Annotated in this window: 20 protein-coding genes; 8 read left to right on the top strand and 12 right to left on the bottom strand. The window is 66.7% G+C overall.

What is annotated here, in order from left to right; all coding sequences use genetic code 11:
• The first annotated feature begins 45 nt into the window (after positions 1–45).
• From V7Q39_RS04250 to V7Q39_RS04215, 8 genes are all read left to right on the top strand, one after another.
• Positions 46–1,602: an ABC transporter ATP-binding protein gene (locus V7Q39_RS04250; protein ID WP_333815234.1), complete on the top strand. Its 1,557-nt coding sequence runs from the start codon at positions 46–48 to the stop codon at positions 1,600–1,602.
• Complete coding sequence (locus tag V7Q39_RS04245; protein ID WP_333815232.1) at positions 1,589–2,668, top strand: ABC transporter permease; 1,080 nt, start codon at positions 1,589–1,591, stop codon at positions 2,666–2,668. The genes V7Q39_RS04250 and V7Q39_RS04245 overlap by 14 nt, the downstream gene beginning before the upstream one ends.
• Complete coding sequence (locus tag V7Q39_RS04240; protein WP_333815231.1) at positions 2,668–3,600, top strand: ABC transporter permease; 933 nt, start codon at positions 2,668–2,670, stop codon at positions 3,598–3,600. The genes V7Q39_RS04245 and V7Q39_RS04240 overlap by 1 nt, the downstream gene beginning before the upstream one ends.
• Positions 3,601–3,652: 52 nt before the next feature.
• Entirely contained in the window at positions 3,653–4,741 is a 1,089-nt protein-coding gene (locus V7Q39_RS04235; RefSeq protein ID WP_333815230.1) for a BMP family ABC transporter substrate-binding protein, read from the top strand.
• A gap of 102 nt (positions 4,742–4,843) precedes the next feature.
• A complete protein-coding gene (locus V7Q39_RS04230; protein ID WP_333815229.1) occupies positions 4,844–5,920 on the top strand; it encodes an NAD(P)/FAD-dependent oxidoreductase in 1,077 nt (358 codons plus the stop codon).
• Between the two features lie 60 nt (positions 5,921–5,980).
• Positions 5,981–6,334 (top strand): carboxymuconolactone decarboxylase family protein, encoded by a 354-nt coding sequence (locus V7Q39_RS04225; protein WP_333815227.1) that lies wholly within the window; start codon positions 5,981–5,983, stop codon positions 6,332–6,334.
• Positions 6,335–6,400: 66 nt separating this feature from the next.
• Positions 6,401–7,189: a glycoside hydrolase family 25 protein gene (locus tag V7Q39_RS04220; RefSeq protein ID WP_333815226.1), complete on the top strand. Its 789-nt coding sequence runs from the start codon at positions 6,401–6,403 to the stop codon at positions 7,187–7,189.
• A 161-nt stretch (positions 7,190–7,350) separates the two neighbouring features.
• Positions 7,351–7,524, top strand: coding sequence for a hypothetical protein (locus V7Q39_RS04215; protein ID WP_333815224.1), 174 nt, complete (start codon positions 7,351–7,353; stop codon positions 7,522–7,524).
• Here the strand turns inward: V7Q39_RS04215 and V7Q39_RS04210 are convergent.
• The 12 genes from V7Q39_RS04210 to ffh all read right to left on the bottom strand — a co-directional run bounded on the left by V7Q39_RS04210 (position 7,493) and on the right by ffh (position 15,634).
• Positions 7,493–8,302 carry a division plane positioning ATPase MipZ gene (locus V7Q39_RS04210; RefSeq protein ID WP_333815223.1) on the bottom strand — a complete coding sequence of 270 codons (810 nt, stop codon included), beginning with the start codon at positions 8,300–8,302 and terminating at the stop codon, positions 7,493–7,495. The two genes, V7Q39_RS04215 and V7Q39_RS04210, sit on opposite strands and share 32 nt — an antisense overlap.
• Positions 8,303–8,442: 140 nt before the next feature.
• Positions 8,443–8,664 (bottom strand): 50S ribosomal protein L31, encoded by a 222-nt coding sequence (rpmE, locus tag V7Q39_RS04205; RefSeq protein WP_333815222.1) that lies wholly within the window; start codon positions 8,662–8,664, stop codon positions 8,443–8,445.
• An 11-nt stretch (positions 8,665–8,675) separates the two neighbouring features.
• On the bottom strand, positions 8,676–9,050 hold the full coding sequence (rplS, locus tag V7Q39_RS04200) for a 50S ribosomal protein L19 (RefSeq protein ID WP_333815220.1): 375 nt from the start codon (positions 9,048–9,050) through the stop codon (positions 8,676–8,678).
• A 279-nt stretch (positions 9,051–9,329) separates the two neighbouring features.
• Positions 9,330–10,130 carry a tRNA (guanosine(37)-N1)-methyltransferase TrmD gene (gene trmD / locus V7Q39_RS04195; protein ID WP_333815219.1) on the bottom strand — a complete coding sequence of 267 codons (801 nt, stop codon included), beginning with the start codon at positions 10,128–10,130 and terminating at the stop codon, positions 9,330–9,332.
• Positions 10,131–10,173: 43 nt separating this feature from the next.
• Positions 10,174–11,148, bottom strand: coding sequence for a hypothetical protein (locus V7Q39_RS04190; protein ID WP_333815218.1), 975 nt, complete (start codon positions 11,146–11,148; stop codon positions 10,174–10,176).
• A gap of 49 nt (positions 11,149–11,197) precedes the next feature.
• On the bottom strand, positions 11,198–11,710 hold the full coding sequence (gene rimM, locus V7Q39_RS04185; RefSeq protein WP_333815216.1) for a ribosome maturation factor RimM: 513 nt from the start codon (positions 11,708–11,710) through the stop codon (positions 11,198–11,200).
• A 63-nt stretch (positions 11,711–11,773) separates the two neighbouring features.
• Positions 11,774–12,127 (bottom strand): 30S ribosomal protein S16, encoded by a 354-nt coding sequence (rpsP, locus tag V7Q39_RS04180; RefSeq protein ID WP_333815215.1) that lies wholly within the window; start codon positions 12,125–12,127, stop codon positions 11,774–11,776.
• Positions 12,128–12,167: 40 nt separating this feature from the next.
• Positions 12,168–12,461, bottom strand: a complete 294-nt coding sequence (locus V7Q39_RS04175; protein ID WP_333815214.1) for a chorismate mutase — start codon at positions 12,459–12,461, stop codon at positions 12,168–12,170.
• On the bottom strand, positions 12,461–13,063 hold the full coding sequence (locus tag V7Q39_RS04170; RefSeq protein WP_333815213.1) for a GNAT family N-acetyltransferase: 603 nt from the start codon (positions 13,061–13,063) through the stop codon (positions 12,461–12,463). Before V7Q39_RS04170 ends, V7Q39_RS04175 begins: the two co-directional genes overlap by 1 nt.
• Entirely contained in the window at positions 13,060–13,587 is a 528-nt protein-coding gene (locus V7Q39_RS04165) for a GNAT family N-acetyltransferase (RefSeq protein ID WP_333815212.1), read from the bottom strand. The genes V7Q39_RS04170 and V7Q39_RS04165 overlap by 4 nt, the downstream gene beginning before the upstream one ends.
• On the bottom strand, positions 13,584–14,120 hold the full coding sequence (locus tag V7Q39_RS04160) for a GNAT family N-acetyltransferase (RefSeq protein WP_333815211.1): 537 nt from the start codon (positions 14,118–14,120) through the stop codon (positions 13,584–13,586). Before V7Q39_RS04160 ends, V7Q39_RS04165 begins: the two co-directional genes overlap by 4 nt.
• Entirely contained in the window at positions 14,117–15,634 is a 1,518-nt protein-coding gene (gene ffh / locus V7Q39_RS04155; protein ID WP_333815210.1) for a signal recognition particle protein, read from the bottom strand. The genes V7Q39_RS04160 and ffh overlap by 4 nt, the downstream gene beginning before the upstream one ends.
• Positions 15,635–15,710 lie beyond the last annotated feature (76 nt).

Below are 15,710 nucleotides of genomic sequence, written 5' to 3'. Positions count from 1 at the left end.
TGCAGCTATTGAAGAACAAACACAAATCCGAGACGGAGATCGCGGATGACAGGGACGGAAAGACAAGACGGGGGCGCTCGGCCTGAACTTCTGGCGGTCAAGGGGATCACCAAGGCCTATCCGGGGGTGATCGCGAACAGCGATGTCTCCTTTGCCATCGGCGAGGGGGAGATCCACGCGCTCTTGGGCGAGAACGGGGCGGGCAAGTCGACCATGGTCAAGATGATCTATGGTCTGATCCGGCCCGATTCCGGGCAGATGACCCTGCGCGGGGCGGCCTATCAGCCGTCGAAGCCGGCCGAGGCGCGGCGGCTGGGCGTGGCGATGGTGTTCCAGCATTTCTCGCTGTTCGAAGCGCTGAATGTCGCCGAGAACGTGGCGCTGGGGATGGAGAACCCGCCGCCGATGCGGGAACTGGCGGCGCGGATCAGGGCGGTGTCGGAGGAGTATGGGTTGCCGCTGGACCCGTCGCGGATGGTGGGCGATCTGAGCGCGGGCGAGCGGCAACGGGTGGAGATCATCCGCTGCCTGTTGCAGGATCCGAAGCTGCTGATCATGGACGAGCCGACCAGCGTGTTGACGCCGCAGGAAGTGGAGATCCTGTTCAAGACGCTGCGGCAGCTTTCCAGCGAGGGGACGGCGATCCTGTATATCAGCCACAAGCTGGAAGAGATCAAAAGCCTTTGCGACGAGGCGACGATCCTGCGGCGGGGCAAGGTGGTGGCCACCTGCACCCCGCGCGAGCGGACGGCGCGGGAGATGGCGGAACTGATGGTCGGCACCGCGCTGAAGACGCCGGAGCGGCGGGTGGCCGAGAAAGGAGAGGTCGCGCTGGGGGTTTCGGACCTGTCGGCAGCTTCGCCCATTCCGTTCGGGACCTCGCTGAAGGGGATCAGCTTCACGGTCGCCAAGGGCGAGGTGCTGGGCATCGCCGGGGTGGCGGGCAATGGGCAGGACGAGTTGCTGCTGGCCTTGTCGGGCGAGTTGAAGGCGGCGCCGGACAAGGTGCGGGTCGCGGGCCATGCGGTGGGCGATCTGGGGCCGGTGGAGCGGCGGAAGGTGGGCCTGGTGGCCGCGCCGGAGGATCGCTACGGCCATGCGGCGGCGCCGGACATGAGCCTGGTCGAGAACGCTTTCCTGACGGCGGGGGTACGCAAGGGGCTGGTGAAGAACGGCTTTGTCGACTGGGCGGGGACACGGGCCTTTGCCGAGGAGATCATCGCGGCCTATGACGTGCGCACGCCGGGGCCGGATGTGGCGGCGCGGGCGCTGTCGGGGGGGAATTTGCAAAAGTTCCTGATGGGGCGCGAGTTGATGCAGGGGGCGTCAGTCATCGTGATCAACCAGCCGACCTGGGGGGTGGATGCGGCGGCGGCGGCGCAGATCCGGCAATCGATCCTGGACCGGGCGGGCGAAGGCGCAGCGGTGGTGGTGATCAGTCAGGACCTGGACGAGTTGCTGGAGGTCTCGGACACATTCGCCGTGCTGAACGAGGGGCGGCTGACGAAGCCGAGGCCCGCGGAAGGACTGACGATGGACGAGATCGGGCTGATGATGGGCGGCGCCCACGGGATGGAGGTCGCACATCATGTTGAGGCTTGAGAAGCGCCCGACGCCCAGCCGGTTCTGGCTGTACGCGACGCCGCCGGTGGCGGTGCTGCTGACGATGATCGCGGGGGGCGTCCTGTTCGCCGCGATGGGGAAGAACCCGTTCGAGGTGATCCGCACCATCTTCTGGGACCCGATGTTCGGGCAATTCGCCTTCTACCTGCGCGGCCAGCTTCTGGTGAAGGCGGGTCCCCTGATCCTGATCGCCATCGGGCTGGCCCTGGGCTTCCGGGCGGGCATCTGGAACATCGGGGCAGAGGGCCAGTACATCATGGGGGCCGTCTGCGGCGCGGCGGTGGGGCTGGCGGTCTTTCCGACCGAGAACCGGCTGATCTTCCCGGTGATGATCCTGGCCGGGGCCTTCGGCGGCTGGGTCTGGGCCATGATCCCGGCGATCCTGAAGACGCGGTTCAACACCAACGAAATCCTCGTGTCCCTGATGCTGGTCTATGTCGCCGAGACGATCCTGGCCAAGGCCTCGACCGGGTTCCTGAAGAACCCGCAGGGCATGGGGTTCCCGGGCAGCCGCAACTTCTCCAGCTATCCGGCGGCGCAGAACGCCTATCTGTATGAGCCGCTGGGCCTGCATTGGGGCGGCGTGGCGGCGCTGGTGACGGGGGTGCTGGCCTATATCCTGCTGACACGGCATCAGGCCGGGTTCCAGATCCGGCTGGCCGGGCAGGCGCCAAGGGCGGCGCGGTTCCATGGCGTCAGCCCTGCGCGGCTGGTTGTGCTGTGCATGGGAATCTCCGGCGCGCTGGCGGGACTGGCGGGTATGTTCGAGGTCACGGGGCCGGCGGGACAGATCAGCATCGACTTCAACACGGGCTATGGGTTCACGGCGATCATCGTGGCCTTCCTCGGCCGCCTGAATCCGCTGGGGATCGTGCTGGCAGGTTTCCTGATGGCGCTGACCTATGTGGGGGGCGAGATGGCCTCGACCAACCTGGGCCTGCCCTCGGCGGCGATCCAGGTGTTCCAGGGGATGCTGCTGTTCTTCCTTCTGGCGGTGGATGTGTTGACGAACTATCGGTTCCGGCTGGCTGTGGGGGCACACTGATGGACTTTGGCGGTATCAATCCGGTCATCCTGATCGCAACCCTGATGGCCTCGGCGGTGCCGATCCTTCTCGCCGCCTTGGGCGAGACGGTGGTGGAGCGTTCGGGGGTTCTGAACCTTGGCGTCGAGGGGATGATGATCATCGGCGCTCTGGGCGGTTTCGTCACGGCAGTGACGACGGGAAGTCCGGTGCTGGGCTTTATCGGCGGGGCGGTAGCAGGGGCGGCGCTGAGCCTGATCTTTGCGCTGCTGACGCAGGTGTTCCTGGCGAACCAGGTGGCAACGGGGCTGGCCCTGACGCTGTTCGGGCTGGGGGTCTCCTCCTTGGGTGGGCAGGGCTACAACGGGATCAAGCCGCCGCATACCGGGCAGCTTCTGCCCGATGCGCTGGCCGATCTGCCGGTGGTGGGACCGATCCTTTTCGGGCATGACTGGGTGGTCTATTTCTCGATCGCGATGACGGTGGTGCTGTGGTGGGTGCTGAAGGCGACGCGGATCGGCCTGATCATCCGCGCGGTGGGCGAAAGCCACGAGGCGGCCCATGCGCTGGGCTACAAGGTCAACCGCATCCGGCTGATGTGCATCGCCTTCGGCGGCGCGATGGCCGGGATGGGCGGGGCCTATGTCAGCCTTGCGCGCGTGCCGCAATGGGTGGACGGGATCACCGCGGGCGCGGGCTGGATCGCGCTGGCCATCGTGGTCTTCGCCAGCTGGAAGCCCTGGCGAGTGCTGATCGGCGCCTACCTTTTCGGCGGAATCACGGTGTTGCAGTTGAACCTGCAGGTCGCAGGCTCGGGCATCCCGGTCGAGTACTTGTCCATGGCCCCCTATCTGATAACCATCCTTGTACTGGTCGTCATGTCGGCGGGGCGCAAGGGCAAGTCCAGTGCGGCCCCGGCAGCGCTGGGACAGAACTTTCACGCCTCGCGCTGAGGCGCATAACTGCGGGGTCGGCAAAGACCCCGCCACCAACGGGAGTAACGGAATGAAACGTAGAAATCTGCTGGCGAGCGCTGCGATGGGGCTGATGCTGGCAAGCGGCGCGGCCTTTGCGCAGGGTATGGACCATGTGAAGGCCTGCTTCGTCTATGTCGGCCCGATCGGCGACGGCGGTTGGACCTACCAGCACCATCAGGGCGTGCTGGCGATGCAGGAGAAATTCGGCGACAAGGTCGAGGTCCAGTATCAGGAAAGCGTGCCGGAAGGCGCGGACGCCGAGCGGGTGCTGACCCAGATGGCACTGGGCGGCTGCAACATCATCTTCACCACCTCCTTCGGCTACATGGACGCGACCAATGCGGTGGCCGCCAAGTTCCCGGATGTGAAGTTCGAGCACGCCACGGGCTTCAAGCGCGACAGCGCCAACGTGTCGACCTATAACGCGCGCTTCTATGAGGGCCGCGCGGTGGAAGGCCTGATCGCAGGCCGGATGACCAGCTCGAACAAGATCGGCTATATCGGGTCCTTCCCGATTCCCGAGGTCATCATGGGAATCAACAGCTACTATCTGGCCGCCAAGAAGGTGAACCCGGATGTGCAGCTGTCGGTGGTCTGGGCCTTCACCTGGTTCGACCCGGCGAAAGAGGCCGATGCCGCCAAGGCGCTGATCGACCAGGGCGTCGACGTGATCGCCAGCCATACCGATTCCACCGCCGTGCTGGCCGAGGCCGCCAAGACCAATGGCAAGGTGATCGGCTTCGGCCAGGCGAGCGACATGGCGGAATACAAGGACGGGCCGCGGGTGACCTCGATCATCGACAACTGGGGCCCCTATTACATCGAGCGGGTTGGCGCCCTTCTGGACGGCAGCTACGCGCAGGCCGACATCTGGGCCGGGATCTCGGGCGGCGAAGTGCTGATCGGCGAGATCACCGACAAGGTGCCCGCCGAGGTGAAGGCGGAAGCCGAGGCGCTGCGCGATGCGATCGGGGCGGGGACGGTGCATCCGTTCACCGGGCCGCTCAAGAAGCAGGACGGGTCGGACTGGCTGGCCGAGGGCGCGACGGCGCCGGATGGCGACCTTCTGGGGATGAACTTCTACGTCGAAGGCATCACCGGCGACATCCCGCAGTAAATTCCGTCGGAAAGCGGGGGCCAGCCCCCGCGCCCCCGGGATATTTGGACAAAGATGAAAGGGCATGGGATTTCCCGTGCCCTTTCCAGTGGAGGACAAGACATGGACGCGGATTTTCTGATCATCGGCGGGGGGATCGCCGGGGTCTCAGCGGCGGCGCGGATGTCGGAACTGGGGTCGGTGATCGTGCTGGAGGCCGAGGGGGCGCTGGCGCATCATGCCAGCGGCCGGTCGGCGGCGCTGTTCGAGCCGCGCTACGGGGCGCCGGCGGTGGTTGGGCTGTCGATGGCGTCGGAGGCCTATTTCCGCTCGGTCCCGGGGCTTTTGAGCCCGCGCGGGCTGTTGCTGGTGGGCAAGGCCGACGGGGTCGAGGATTTCGAGCACGATATGGAGGAAATGCACTTCCAGCGGATCACGGTGGAAGAGGCGCGGAGGATGGTGCCGATCCTGAACCCCGATGTGGTGGTGATGGCGGGACATGCCATGCATGGCGAGGACATCGATACCGATGTGCTGGTGCAGGGTTTCGCGCGCGAGGCCAGGGGTCGGGGCGCGCGGATCGTGACCGGCACGAAGGTCACGGCGATTGCGAAGGCGGGCGCGGGCTGGCGGGTGGATAGCGCGGCGGGCAGCTTCACCGCACGGATCGTGGTCAATGCCGCCGGGGCTTGGGTCGACCAGGTGGCCACTATGGCCGGGGTGCGGCCCTTGGGGTTCACGCCCTACCGGCGGTCGATGGCGCGGATTCCGGCGCCGGGCGGGCATGATGTGAGCAAATGGCCGATGATGTTCGGGCCGGGCGAATCCTGGTATGCCAAGCCCGACGCGGGGGCGCTGATCGTCAGCCCGGCCGAGGAGCATCTGATGGAGCCGCATGACGCCTGGGCCGACGACATGGTGCTGGCAGAGGGTCTGGCGCGGTATGAGGAAATGGTGACAGAGCCGGTGACGCGGCTGATCTCGAACTGGGCCGGGTTGCGCACCTTTGCGCCGGACCGGGTGCTGGTGATCGGACCGGATGCGCGGGACCCTTCGTTCTTCTGGCTGGCAGGTCAGGGCGGCTATGGCTTCCAGACCAGCGCGGCGGCAAGCCGGCTGGCGGCGGACCTGATCGGAGGGCGCGCACCGGAGCTGGAGGCGGGGCTGGTGGCCCGGCTGGCGCCCGCACGCTTCGGTTGACCCACGTCAACGCGGGCTGGGTTTGACCGTGGCATGGGGGGCGGAACCAAGGAGGCCCCGATGTCCGAGACGCTGTATGCCGACAAGATTTCCGCGATGCGCAAGGAGTTGCGCAGTCTGAACGCCTTGGTGCCCGAGGCGGCCAAGGGCTTTGGCGCCCTGTCCAAAGGGGTCAAGGACAATGGCCCGCTGGGGGCGAAGGAGAAGGAATTCGTCGCGCTCGGCATGTCGGTGATCCTGCGCTGCGAGCCCTGCATCAACTTTCACGTCGAGGCGCTGATGAAAGCCGGGGCCAGCCGCGAGGAGCTGGGCGACGTGCTGGCGATGGCAATCCAGATGGGTGGCGGGCCGGGGCTGATGTATGCCGGTCACGCGCTGGCCTGCTGGGACGAGCTGGCGGCGAAGGCGGCGTGACGGGGTTTCCGCCGAGACGCGAAAATCCCCCGTGACAGGGCGCGCGAGGCGCGGCAGCATCGGCGCATGTTGCGCGCCCTTTCCCTGATTGCCCTTGCCGCCCTTGCCGCCTGCGGCGGTTCCCGTGACAGCGGTCGGGGGTCTGCCCCGGACGAAGTCACCGTCATCAGCAGTAACTTCGACGACAGCGCCCCGACCGCCTGGCCGGGGCGATCGCCCGACCGCTATCCGGTGCATGGCATCGACCTCTCGCGGTTCCAGACCAGCGTGGACTGGGGCCAGGCGCGGGCGAACGGGGTGAACTTCGCCTTCATCAAGGCGACCGAGGGCGGCGACCGGGTGGACCCGATGTTCGAGGACCACTGGCGCGGGGCTGCGCGGGCGGGGGTGAAGCGCGGGGCCTATCATTTCTTCTACCACTGCCGCCCGGCGGCGGAACAGGCGCGCTGGTTCATCAAGCAGGTGCCAAGGACGCCCGGCGCCCTGCCGCCGGTCTTGGACATGGAATGGACGCCGACCAGCCCGACCTGCACCATCCGCCGCGACGGGGCGACCATCCGGGAAGAGGCGCGCATCTTCCTGGATATCCTGGAGCGACATTACGGCCAGCGCCCGATGATCTATACCACGGTGGATTTCTTCCAGGACACCGAGCTGTGGCGCTTGCAGGGGGTGGAGTTCTGGCTGCGCTCGGTCGCGGACCATCCGCATGGGGTGTATAACGGGAATTCCTGGAGCTTCTGGCAGTATACCTCGACCGGGCTGGTGCCGGGGATCGCTGGGCGGGTCGACATCAACGTCTTCGCCGGATCGAAGCAGGCCTGGGCCGGATGGCTGGGCAGCCGGGCGCAATAAGGCGATCACCCGGAAGATTAATTCCCGCTTAAATTGTGTGGCGGAATCGGACACGGATTGTCGCCAAATGAGCGTAAACCGGACGCAGCATTTATCCTAGCATGCCTTAGTCCTGCCGTAACGGGACCGGAAAAGAGGGGATGACCTAGAGGACGCCCATAATGAAAAAGACAATCATGCTGCTGAAGAAATTTGGCCTTGGCCGCGTCAAACGGGCCGAGGTGGACGAACCCTTTGAAAAGCGCTTGAAGAAGGTGAACCGGACCCTGGTGGTGAACCATCGCGGGCTGGGCGGGCCGGTGTTCAAAAGCCGATCTGCAGAGACGGAAGCCTGAGCCCCGTCATCAGGTCACGAAGTTCCTGCCGGGCAGCGATGTTCGACAGGTTCAACTGATCGACGCCGGTGTCCTTGAGATCGAGAAGGGTCAGGCCGCGCGGGAACAGTTCGCGGAAGATCACCCGTTCGGAGAAACCGCTGAGCACGCGGAAGCCGATGCGGCGCGACAACTCCTCCAGCGCAGCGCCGACCTTCTTCTTGTTGTGCATCTGTTGCGCGCCGAGCCGGTTCCTGACCACGATCCAGTCGATCGGTTGCAACCCGGCCTGCGCCCGCATCTGCCGCGCACCCCAGACCATTTCCGAATAGATCGACGGCCCCTTGATCTTGCCGGTCAGCCCGTCGACCCGCGCCAGAAGGTCGAAATCGACGAAGCTGTCGTTCAGCGGCGTGATCAGCGTGTCGGCCAGGGTATGGGCCACCTGGCTGAGCCGCGTGTGGCTGCCGGGGCAGTCGATGACGATATAGTCCATCTCGCCGTCCATCGCCTCGATGGCACGGGTCAGGCGCTGGTCCTGCGCGTTCTCGCCCTCGGCCATGCTGGCGGGGTCGACCTCGGGCAGCGGGCGATAGTCGGGGGTGGGAAGATTGAGGCCTGCCTGCGCCAGCCAGGCGCGGCGGTTCTCGATGTAGCGACCGAAGGAGCGTTGCCGCAGGTCGAGGTCCAGCGCGCCGACCTTCTGGCCAAGCCGGGCCAAAGCGGTCGCGACATGCATGCAGGTGGTGGACTTGCCCGAACCGCCCTTCTCGTTCCCGACGACGATGATCCGCGCCATGCTGTTCCCTGTTCCTGTCCCGGCGCTTTCTTATGCGGACGGCAGACGGGGGGAAAGCGGGATTTCGCCGAAGATGAGGAGGCAGAAAAGCAAAAGGGCGCACCTTTCGGCACGCCCCCGGTAATCCGCAGCGGCAGGGATCAGAAGCCCAGGCCGGCGTATTTGTTCTTGAACTTCGACACGCGACCGCCGGTGTCGAGGAGCTTGGCCTGCTGGCCGGTCCAGGCCGGATGCGCCAGCGGGTCGATGTCGAGCGACAGGGTGTCGCCGTCCTTGCCCCAGGTCGAGCGGGTCGTATAGGTCGAGCCGTCGGTCATCTTGACGGTGATCGTGTGGTAGTCCGGGTGGATTTCGGTTTTCATCTCTCCGCTCCTTACTCGGCTTTTTCTTTGTAGTTGGTGACTTCGGCGATCCGGGCCGATTTGCCGCGGCGCGAGCGGAGGTAGTAGAGCTTGGCGCGACGGACCTTGCCGCGACGAACCACCTCGATCGAGTCGATGTTGGTCGAGTAGAGCGGGAACACCCGTTCCACGCCTTCGCCGAAGGAGATCTTGCGGACGGTGAACGAGGCAGCGATGGTGGCGCCCCCCTTGCGGGCGATGCAGACGCCTTCATAGGCCTGTACGCGCGAACGCGAGCCTTCCGTCACCTTGTAGCCGACGCGGACGGTGTCGCCGGCCTTGAAATCGGGGATGGTCTTGCCGAGGGCGGCGATCTGCTCCGCCTCGATCTGCGCGATGAGGTTCATCTCGCGGGTTCCTTTTCTGCCTGCGGTATGTCCGCAGAGGTGATGCCGCGCCAGAGCTTCCGGTCTTCGTCCGGGTCCCCCTTGGTACGCCAAGAAGCCCGCCGCAGGTGGCGCCTGCCTATGTGTGGTCCGCGCCCCCTGCGGTGACCCTGCGGAAGAAGGCAGGCAGGCAAGGGGAATCGGGTCCGATGGGCTGAACGCCCCGGACCGGGCGCGTATAGGGGGAAGGAGGGGTTCGGTCAAGGGGCGGGGCTGCCATGGTGCGTCTGAAGACGCGCCCTACTTTCGCTTCGCCCACAGGTCAGGGCGGCGAGCGCGGGTCAGTTCTTCGGACTGTTCGCGGCGCCATTTCGCGATCTCGCCGTGGTTGCCGGATTGCAGGACAGCGGGGATGTCCTGGCCCTCCCAGGTGGCGGGGCGGGTGTAGTGCGGGTGTTCCAGAAGGCCGTCGGAGAAGCTTTCCTCCTCGGTCGAGGCGGCGTTGCCGAGGACGCCGGGGAGGAGGCGGACGGTGGCATCCAGGACGGCCTGCGCGGCGATCTCGCCGCCGGTCAGGACGAAGTCGCCAAGCGAGACTTCCTCGACCTGGTGGTGGTCGAGAACGCGCTGGTCGACCCCCTCGAACCGGCCGCACAGAAGGGTAATGCCCTCGGCGGCGGCGAAGCGGCGGGCGGTGGCTTGGGTGAACGGCGCGCCGCGTGGGGACAGGTAGACCACGGGCCAGCGGGCGCGGTCGACGGGGGTGCCCTCACGCGCATGGCGGAAGGCGGCGTCAACCACGTCGGGGCGCAGGACCATGCCCGCGCCGCCCCCGGCGGGCGTGTCGTCGACATTGCGGTGCCGACCCTCGCCGAAGGGGCGCAGATCGATGGGGTCAAGATGCCAGAGCCCGAGGTCCAGCGCCTTGCCGGTGAGCGACAGGCCCAGCGTGCCGGGGAAGGCGTCGGGGAAAAGGGTGATGACCTTGGCGTGGAAGGCGCCCTTCACCAGCCGCGGCTCCTCCATCAGGTCGCGGGGTTTCAGGCTGGCACGGACCTGCAGGCGGCCGTGGCTTTTCGGTTTGGCATCGGGGTCGGACATGGGCCGGGATTAGCGCAGAAGCGGGGCTGCGGAAAGCCCCGGCTCAGGCGGTGCGCCGGGTGATGGCCGCAACGGGCGCGGGATCCTGCGCCGCCACCGCCCGGTCTGCCCCGCCAGATGCCGCCTCGACCGACCGGGCCAGCGCCCGCAGGCCATCGGCGAGATCGGCCTGGAGATGGGCGGGCAGGTCCGAATCGGGCGCAGGCTCTGCCTCGGCGGCCTCGATCAGCAGGTCGGGCGGTGGAAAGTCCTCCGCCCGATTCGGAAAGGCCGCGATCAGCGCAATGGCGCGCGGGACGTAGAGCCGCAACAGGTCGAGATTGCCCCCCGCGATGCTGAAGGCGCTGGCCATGCTGCCGGGGACATGACCGGGCGCCACGATTTCGGGTTCCGTGGCCCAGAGCACCAGCGCGCGGCGCAGCGCGGCGTGGCTGCGGTCGGGATGCGCAAGCGCTGCCGTCAGCGCATTCAGCCGCAGGTCGGCGGCGGGCACGTCCAGCGCGGTGGCGACGGCCTGCGTCACCTCGGCATCCGGCGCCGTGTCGGCCAGGTTGAGCAGCGGGATGACCGCGGCGGCGGCCTGCCCGGCGGCGTTGCCGGCATAGGCGAACTCGGCCTCGTCATCCAGGAAGTAGCCCTGGCTGGCGGCCTCGTCCGCATCCCACAGCATCCGGCAGAGCGGGATCGAGACGAAGGACACCGCGAGCGGCAGGACCGGATTGACGCTGAGGGTGCCGATATTGGCAAGCCCGCCGAAACCGCGCCCGACGCCGAAGAGAATGCCGACCAGAAGCACCTGCGACAGGATCTGGGCCAGGGCAGAGAGCCAGGAGCGTCCGGTCAGCCATTCCACGGGGGAGGCGGGCCATTGTTCGGGACGCAGCACCATGAGCCAGACGACGAAGATCGCCGAGAAGGAGGCAACCATGTCCCAGCCGAAGCCGCAGAGCCCGGCGAGAAGAGGGCCGAAATACAGAAGTGCCGTGGCCCCCTTGACCAGGCGCATACGTGTCAGCATGTCACCCCCTTCACTGTCCCCGCGCGCGCCGGGACAGCCCGAAACGCGACTATTCGTCGGAATCTTCCGGCAGGTTCACCACGATGCGGCCCGCTGCCAGATCGACATTGGGCACGATTGCCGTGGTAAAGGGCAAAAGCAGGGCCGATTTATGACGGTTGGTCGATATTTCGAGGATATCGCCCGCGCCATGGTTGTAAATCGCGATGACCTTGCCGATCAGCGCGCCGCCGGGGTCATGGGCGGCAAGGCCGATCAGATCGGCGTGGTAGAACTCGTCGTCCGGCAGGGATGGCAGCCGGTCGCGCGGGACGTGGAGGCTGGTTCCGCGCAGGGCATCGGCCTGTTCCTTGGTCCTGACACCCTCGATCCGCGCCCCGAGACCGCCGGAGACGGGCCGGGTCAGCGTGATATGGAACTGGCGGCTGCCGTCTTCGGTGAAGAGCGGGCCGTAGGTGGCGATGTCGGTGGGCTCGGAGCAGAAGCTCTTCAGCCGGACCTCGCCGGACACGCCGAAGGACCCGGCGATGGCACCGATGCAGATGAGGTCCGGTCCGGTCATGGGCGGGGTCCCGCGCTGGGGAGGGGCGGCACCAAAGGCGGTGCCGCCCTCCGGGTCACAGGGTCACTCGGCAGCCGGTTCGGCAGCGCGGGCGGCCTTCTTGGCGGCGCGCTCGGCCATCGCCTTGCCGGGGGTGCCGGTCTTCGGGTTCGAACGGGCGGCCTTCGGACGGGCACCGGCGGCTTCCAGGAAGCGCGCGACGCGGTCGGTCGGCTGGGCGCCCTGGCTCAGCCAGTGGTTCACGCGCTCCATGTTCATCACCACGCGCTTTTCGTCGTCCTTGGCGAGCAGCGGGTTGTAGGTGCCCAGCTTTTCCAGGAAGCGGCCGTCACGCGGCATCCGCGAGTCGGTGGCGACGATGGAATAGAACGGGCGCTTCTTGGAACCACCGCGCGCAAGACGGATCTTCATAGCCATGATGTTACTCCTATTTGGCTGGTAATGGGGCATGCCCCTGTTATTTCTGTAGTTTCTCGTGATGCCTGATGACTTCGGAGATGATGAAGGTCAGGAATTTCTTGGCAAGGTCGGGGTCGAGGTCGGCCGCGGTTGCCAGTTCGTGAAGCCGCGCCATCTGCCGGGCCTCACGGTCCGGGTCCGAGGGCGGGAGATCGTGTTCGGCCTTGAGCCGACCGACCGCCTGCGTCTGCTTGAAGCGTTCGGCAAGGGTGTAGACCAGGATCGCGTCCAGCCGGTCGATCGACTCGCGATGCTCTTTCAGCAAGGCTGCGGCGCGGGTTGCGGTATCCATCAATCCCCCCTTTTCGACATCTGAACGGTGACCGGGTGCTGCGCGGAACCGGCAGGCCGGTGGACCCAGACCTGCGCATCGTCATGATCGGCGGCGCGGGTTGCGCCCAGACGCTGCACGACACGGACCGACCCGGCGTTCTCCGGGTGGATATAGCTGAGCAGATGCTGCATCCCGAGCCGGGAAAAGGCGTGGTCGCGCAGGGCAAGGGCGGCTTCGGTGGCATAGCCCTGCCCTTCGGCGGCGGGGCGGAGCAGATAGCCAAGCTCGGGTTCCTGATCGCCCGGCTCGAAGCCGACAAGGGCGAAGCCCAGCACCTCGCCGCCCGCCTTCGGCTCGACCGTCCAGAGGCCATGGCCGCGCAGAAGCCAGGTGCCGATGGTGGTGGCAAATTCGGCAAAGGCCTCATCCCGGGTGAAGGGGCCGCCAAGATGGGGACCGGCGGGGCCGCAGAAGATTTCGGCCCAGGCGTCGAAATCGGTGAGCAGGGGCGCGCGCAGGCGCAGGCGGGTGGTCTCGATCACCGGCAACTGGGCCGACAGGGCAGCGGCGAAATCGGCAGCCGGGCCGGGCACCGGGATTTCATGCGGGGCGCGGATCATTGCGGCGCCTCCGGGGCGGGGTGGCGCCAGACATTGATGGTCTTGTCGAAGAACACTGTCTCGCGTTCCGGCGCGGCTCCCAGACGCCGTGCCACGGCCTCGGACTTCGGGTTCGCCGGATCGATGTAGCTGATCAGGGGGGCCAGAGTCAGGCGGGCGTGATAGTCGGCCCGTGCCGCGCGGGCGGCTTCGACACAATAGCCGTGGCCCTCGAAGCCGTCGAACAGGTGCCAGCCAAGCTCCGGCTCGTCCCAGCCATCATGGAACAGCACGCCGACGCGACCGATGAAATCGCCCTTGTGGGTGTCGACCGAGAAGAGCCCGTGACCGCGCAGCGCCCAGAGGCCGATATTGGCCAGAAGCCCGCGCCAGACCAGCTGCCTGTCCCGTTTGCCACCGACGAAAGCGGTGCGGGGGCTTTCGTTGAAGGCCAGCATCGCCGGGAAATCCGCCTCGCGCGGGGCGCGCAAAATCAGACGCTCGGTCGTCAGGGTGGGAATGGGCAGGGGCATCGCGTAGGTCATGCGAGCGCCCTCAGGTCGTGCCGGATCACGACATCGGTTGGGTCATCGCCGGGGGCGTCAACCATGACCCCCCCGAGCCGCAGACCCAATGCGATGGATCGCTGGTTGCCGGGGTCGATGTAGTTGTCGATATGATCCCAGCCGAAGACCTGGGCCGCCCATTCCATCACGGCCCGGGCAGCTTCGGCGGCGATACCGCGGCCTTCGGCCCCATCCACGACAAACCAGCCGAGTTCGGGTTCAGGATAGCCCTCGGGCTGGTAAATCCCGACTTCGCCCAGGTATTGCCCGCTGCCGATGTCATCGACCGAGAACGGCCCGAAGCCCATCAGCGGCCACTGACCCACTTCGGAGGCAAAGAGGCGCCACGCCTCCCGGGCAGTGTAGGGCCCGCCTTCCCACACGGCGCGGTCCGAGGCGTAGAAGGCCAGCCGATGTGCGAAATCCTCATACCGCGGCATGCGCAGCCGCAGCCGCCCGGTCGTGAGGACCGGCGCCGAGGGATGCGCGATATGCTGCGGGCGGGCGATCATTTCTTCTTCATCAGCCCCGACAGGCCCGCAGGCAGGGTGATGCCGCGCGGCAGGCCGCCGAGGCCGGGGGGCAGACCGCCGCCCATGCCACCAAGGCCGCCGCCCTGCTGCATGCCCTTGGCCATTTCGGCAAGCTGATCGGGCGACATCTTCGACGGGTCGGGCATCCCGCCCTTGCCGAGGAACTGCTTGATCATCTGCTTCATCATGCCGCCCTTGCCCATCTTCTTCATCATGTCCGCCATCTGCTTGTGCTGTTTCAGCAGGCGGTTGAGATCGGCAACATCGAGGCCCGCACCGGCGGCGATGCGCTTCTTGCGGCTGGCGGCGAGGAGATCGGGGTTCGCGCGTTCCTTCTTGGTCATCGAATTGATCAGCGCGATCTGGTGGTGCAGCATCTTGTCGTTCATGCCTGCCGCTTCGGCCTGGGCCTGCATCTTGCCCATGCCGGGCATCATGCCCATCAGGCTTTGCATCCCGCCCATCTTCAGCATCTGGTCGAGCTGCATCTTCAGGTCGTTCATGTTGAACAGGCCCTTGGCGAAGCGCTTGGCCATCCGTTCGGCCTGCTCGGCCTCGAAGGTTTCCTGCGCTTTCTCGACCAGGGCCACGATGTCGCCCATGCCCAGGATGCGGCCTGCGACGCGCTCGGCCTCGAAAGGCTCGATGGCATCCATCTTCTCGCCGAGGCCGACGAAGCGGATCGGCTTGCCGGTGATCGCGCGCATCGACAGCGCCGCACCACCCCGACCGTCGCCGTCCATCCGGGTCAGGACGACGCCCGAGATGCCGACCTTGCCGTCGAATTCGGTGGCGACGTTGACCGCGTCCTGCCCGGTCAGGCCATCGACCACCAGCAGCGTTTCGCGCGGCTGGGCGATGTCGCGCACCGCCTGCACTTCGTCCATCAGGACTTCGTCGATGTGCAGACGCCCGGCGGTGTCGAGGAAGACGACGTCATAACCGCCGAGGTTGGCCTGCGTCTTCGCCCGCTTGGCGATCTGGACGGCGGTTTCGCCCTTGACGATGGGCAGCGAGTCGACGCCGATCTGGGTGCCGAGAATCGCCAGCTGCTCCATGGCCGCGGGGCGGTTGGTGTCGAGCGAGGCGAGCAGAACCTTCTTGCCGTTCCGGTCCTTCAGGCGCTTGGCGAGCTTGGCGGTGGTGGTGGTCTTGCCCGAGCCTTGCAAGCCGACCATCAGGATCGTCGCAGGCGGGTTGTCGATCTTCAGTGCTTCCGGTGCATCGTCACCCGCCAGCACCCGGATCAGCTCGTCATGGACGATCTTCACCACCATCTGGCCGGGGGTGATCGACTTGGTGACAGCAGAGCCGGTGGCCTTTTCGGTGACGCGCTTGATGAAGTCTCGGGCGACCGGCAGCGAGACGTCGGCCTCCAGCAGGGCGACACGGACTTCGCGCAGCGCGGTGACGACATCGGCCTCGGTCAGGGCGCCGGCCTTGGTCAGACGGTCGAAGACGCCGCCAAGGCGTTCTGACAGGCTTTCGAACATCGCGTCACCCTTTCGTTCACGTTCGCCCCGATATGGGGCGGCGAAGCCTTGCTGCAAAGCGGAGCGTCACCCGTGG

Origin of the sequence: Tabrizicola sp. (assembly GCF_036781545.1) — a bacterium.
GTDB lineage: Bacteria > Pseudomonadota > Alphaproteobacteria > Rhodobacterales > Rhodobacteraceae > Tabrizicola.
This window is presented reverse-complemented; position numbering and strand designations above follow the sequence as displayed.

Bases quoted from the DNA above. Each gene is read 5' to 3' on its own strand.
- V7Q39_RS04250 (WP_333815234.1), top strand. From the start codon at position 46: ATGACAGGGACGGAAAGACAAGACGGGGGCGCTCGGCCTGAACTTCTG.
- V7Q39_RS04245 (WP_333815232.1), top strand. From the start codon at position 1,589: ATGTTGAGGCTTGAGAAGCGCCCGACGCCCAGCCGGTTCTGGCTGTAC.
- V7Q39_RS04240 (WP_333815231.1), top strand. From the start codon at position 2,668: ATGGACTTTGGCGGTATCAATCCGGTCATCCTGATCGCAACCCTGATG.
- V7Q39_RS04235 (WP_333815230.1), top strand. From the start codon at position 3,653: ATGAAACGTAGAAATCTGCTGGCGAGCGCTGCGATGGGGCTGATGCTG.
- V7Q39_RS04230 (WP_333815229.1), top strand. From the start codon at position 4,844: ATGGACGCGGATTTTCTGATCATCGGCGGGGGGATCGCCGGGGTCTCA.
- V7Q39_RS04225 (WP_333815227.1), top strand. From the start codon at position 5,981: ATGTCCGAGACGCTGTATGCCGACAAGATTTCCGCGATGCGCAAGGAG.
- V7Q39_RS04220 (WP_333815226.1), top strand. From the start codon at position 6,401: ATGTTGCGCGCCCTTTCCCTGATTGCCCTTGCCGCCCTTGCCGCCTGC.
- V7Q39_RS04215 (WP_333815224.1), top strand. From the start codon at position 7,351: ATGAAAAAGACAATCATGCTGCTGAAGAAATTTGGCCTTGGCCGCGTC.
- V7Q39_RS04210 (WP_333815223.1), bottom strand. From the start codon at position 8,302: ATGGCGCGGATCATCGTCGTCGGGAACGAGAAGGGCGGTTCGGGCAAG.
- rpmE (WP_333815222.1), bottom strand. From the start codon at position 8,664: ATGAAAACCGAAATCCACCCGGACTACCACACGATCACCGTCAAGATG.
- rplS (WP_333815220.1), bottom strand. From the start codon at position 9,050: ATGAACCTCATCGCGCAGATCGAGGCGGAGCAGATCGCCGCCCTCGGC.
- trmD (WP_333815219.1), bottom strand. From the start codon at position 10,130: ATGTCCGACCCCGATGCCAAACCGAAAAGCCACGGCCGCCTGCAGGTC.
- V7Q39_RS04190 (WP_333815218.1), bottom strand. From the start codon at position 11,148: ATGCTGACACGTATGCGCCTGGTCAAGGGGGCCACGGCACTTCTGTAT.
- rimM (WP_333815216.1), bottom strand. From the start codon at position 11,710: ATGACCGGACCGGACCTCATCTGCATCGGTGCCATCGCCGGGTCCTTC.
- rpsP (WP_333815215.1), bottom strand. From the start codon at position 12,127: ATGGCTATGAAGATCCGTCTTGCGCGCGGTGGTTCCAAGAAGCGCCCG.
- V7Q39_RS04175 (WP_333815214.1), bottom strand. From the start codon at position 12,461: ATGGATACCGCAACCCGCGCCGCAGCCTTGCTGAAAGAGCATCGCGAG.
- V7Q39_RS04170 (WP_333815213.1), bottom strand. From the start codon at position 13,063: ATGATCCGCGCCCCGCATGAAATCCCGGTGCCCGGCCCGGCTGCCGAT.
- V7Q39_RS04165 (WP_333815212.1), bottom strand. From the start codon at position 13,587: ATGACCTACGCGATGCCCCTGCCCATTCCCACCCTGACGACCGAGCGT.
- V7Q39_RS04160 (WP_333815211.1), bottom strand. From the start codon at position 14,120: ATGATCGCCCGCCCGCAGCATATCGCGCATCCCTCGGCGCCGGTCCTC.
- ffh (WP_333815210.1), bottom strand. From the start codon at position 15,634: ATGTTCGAAAGCCTGTCAGAACGCCTTGGCGGCGTCTTCGACCGTCTG.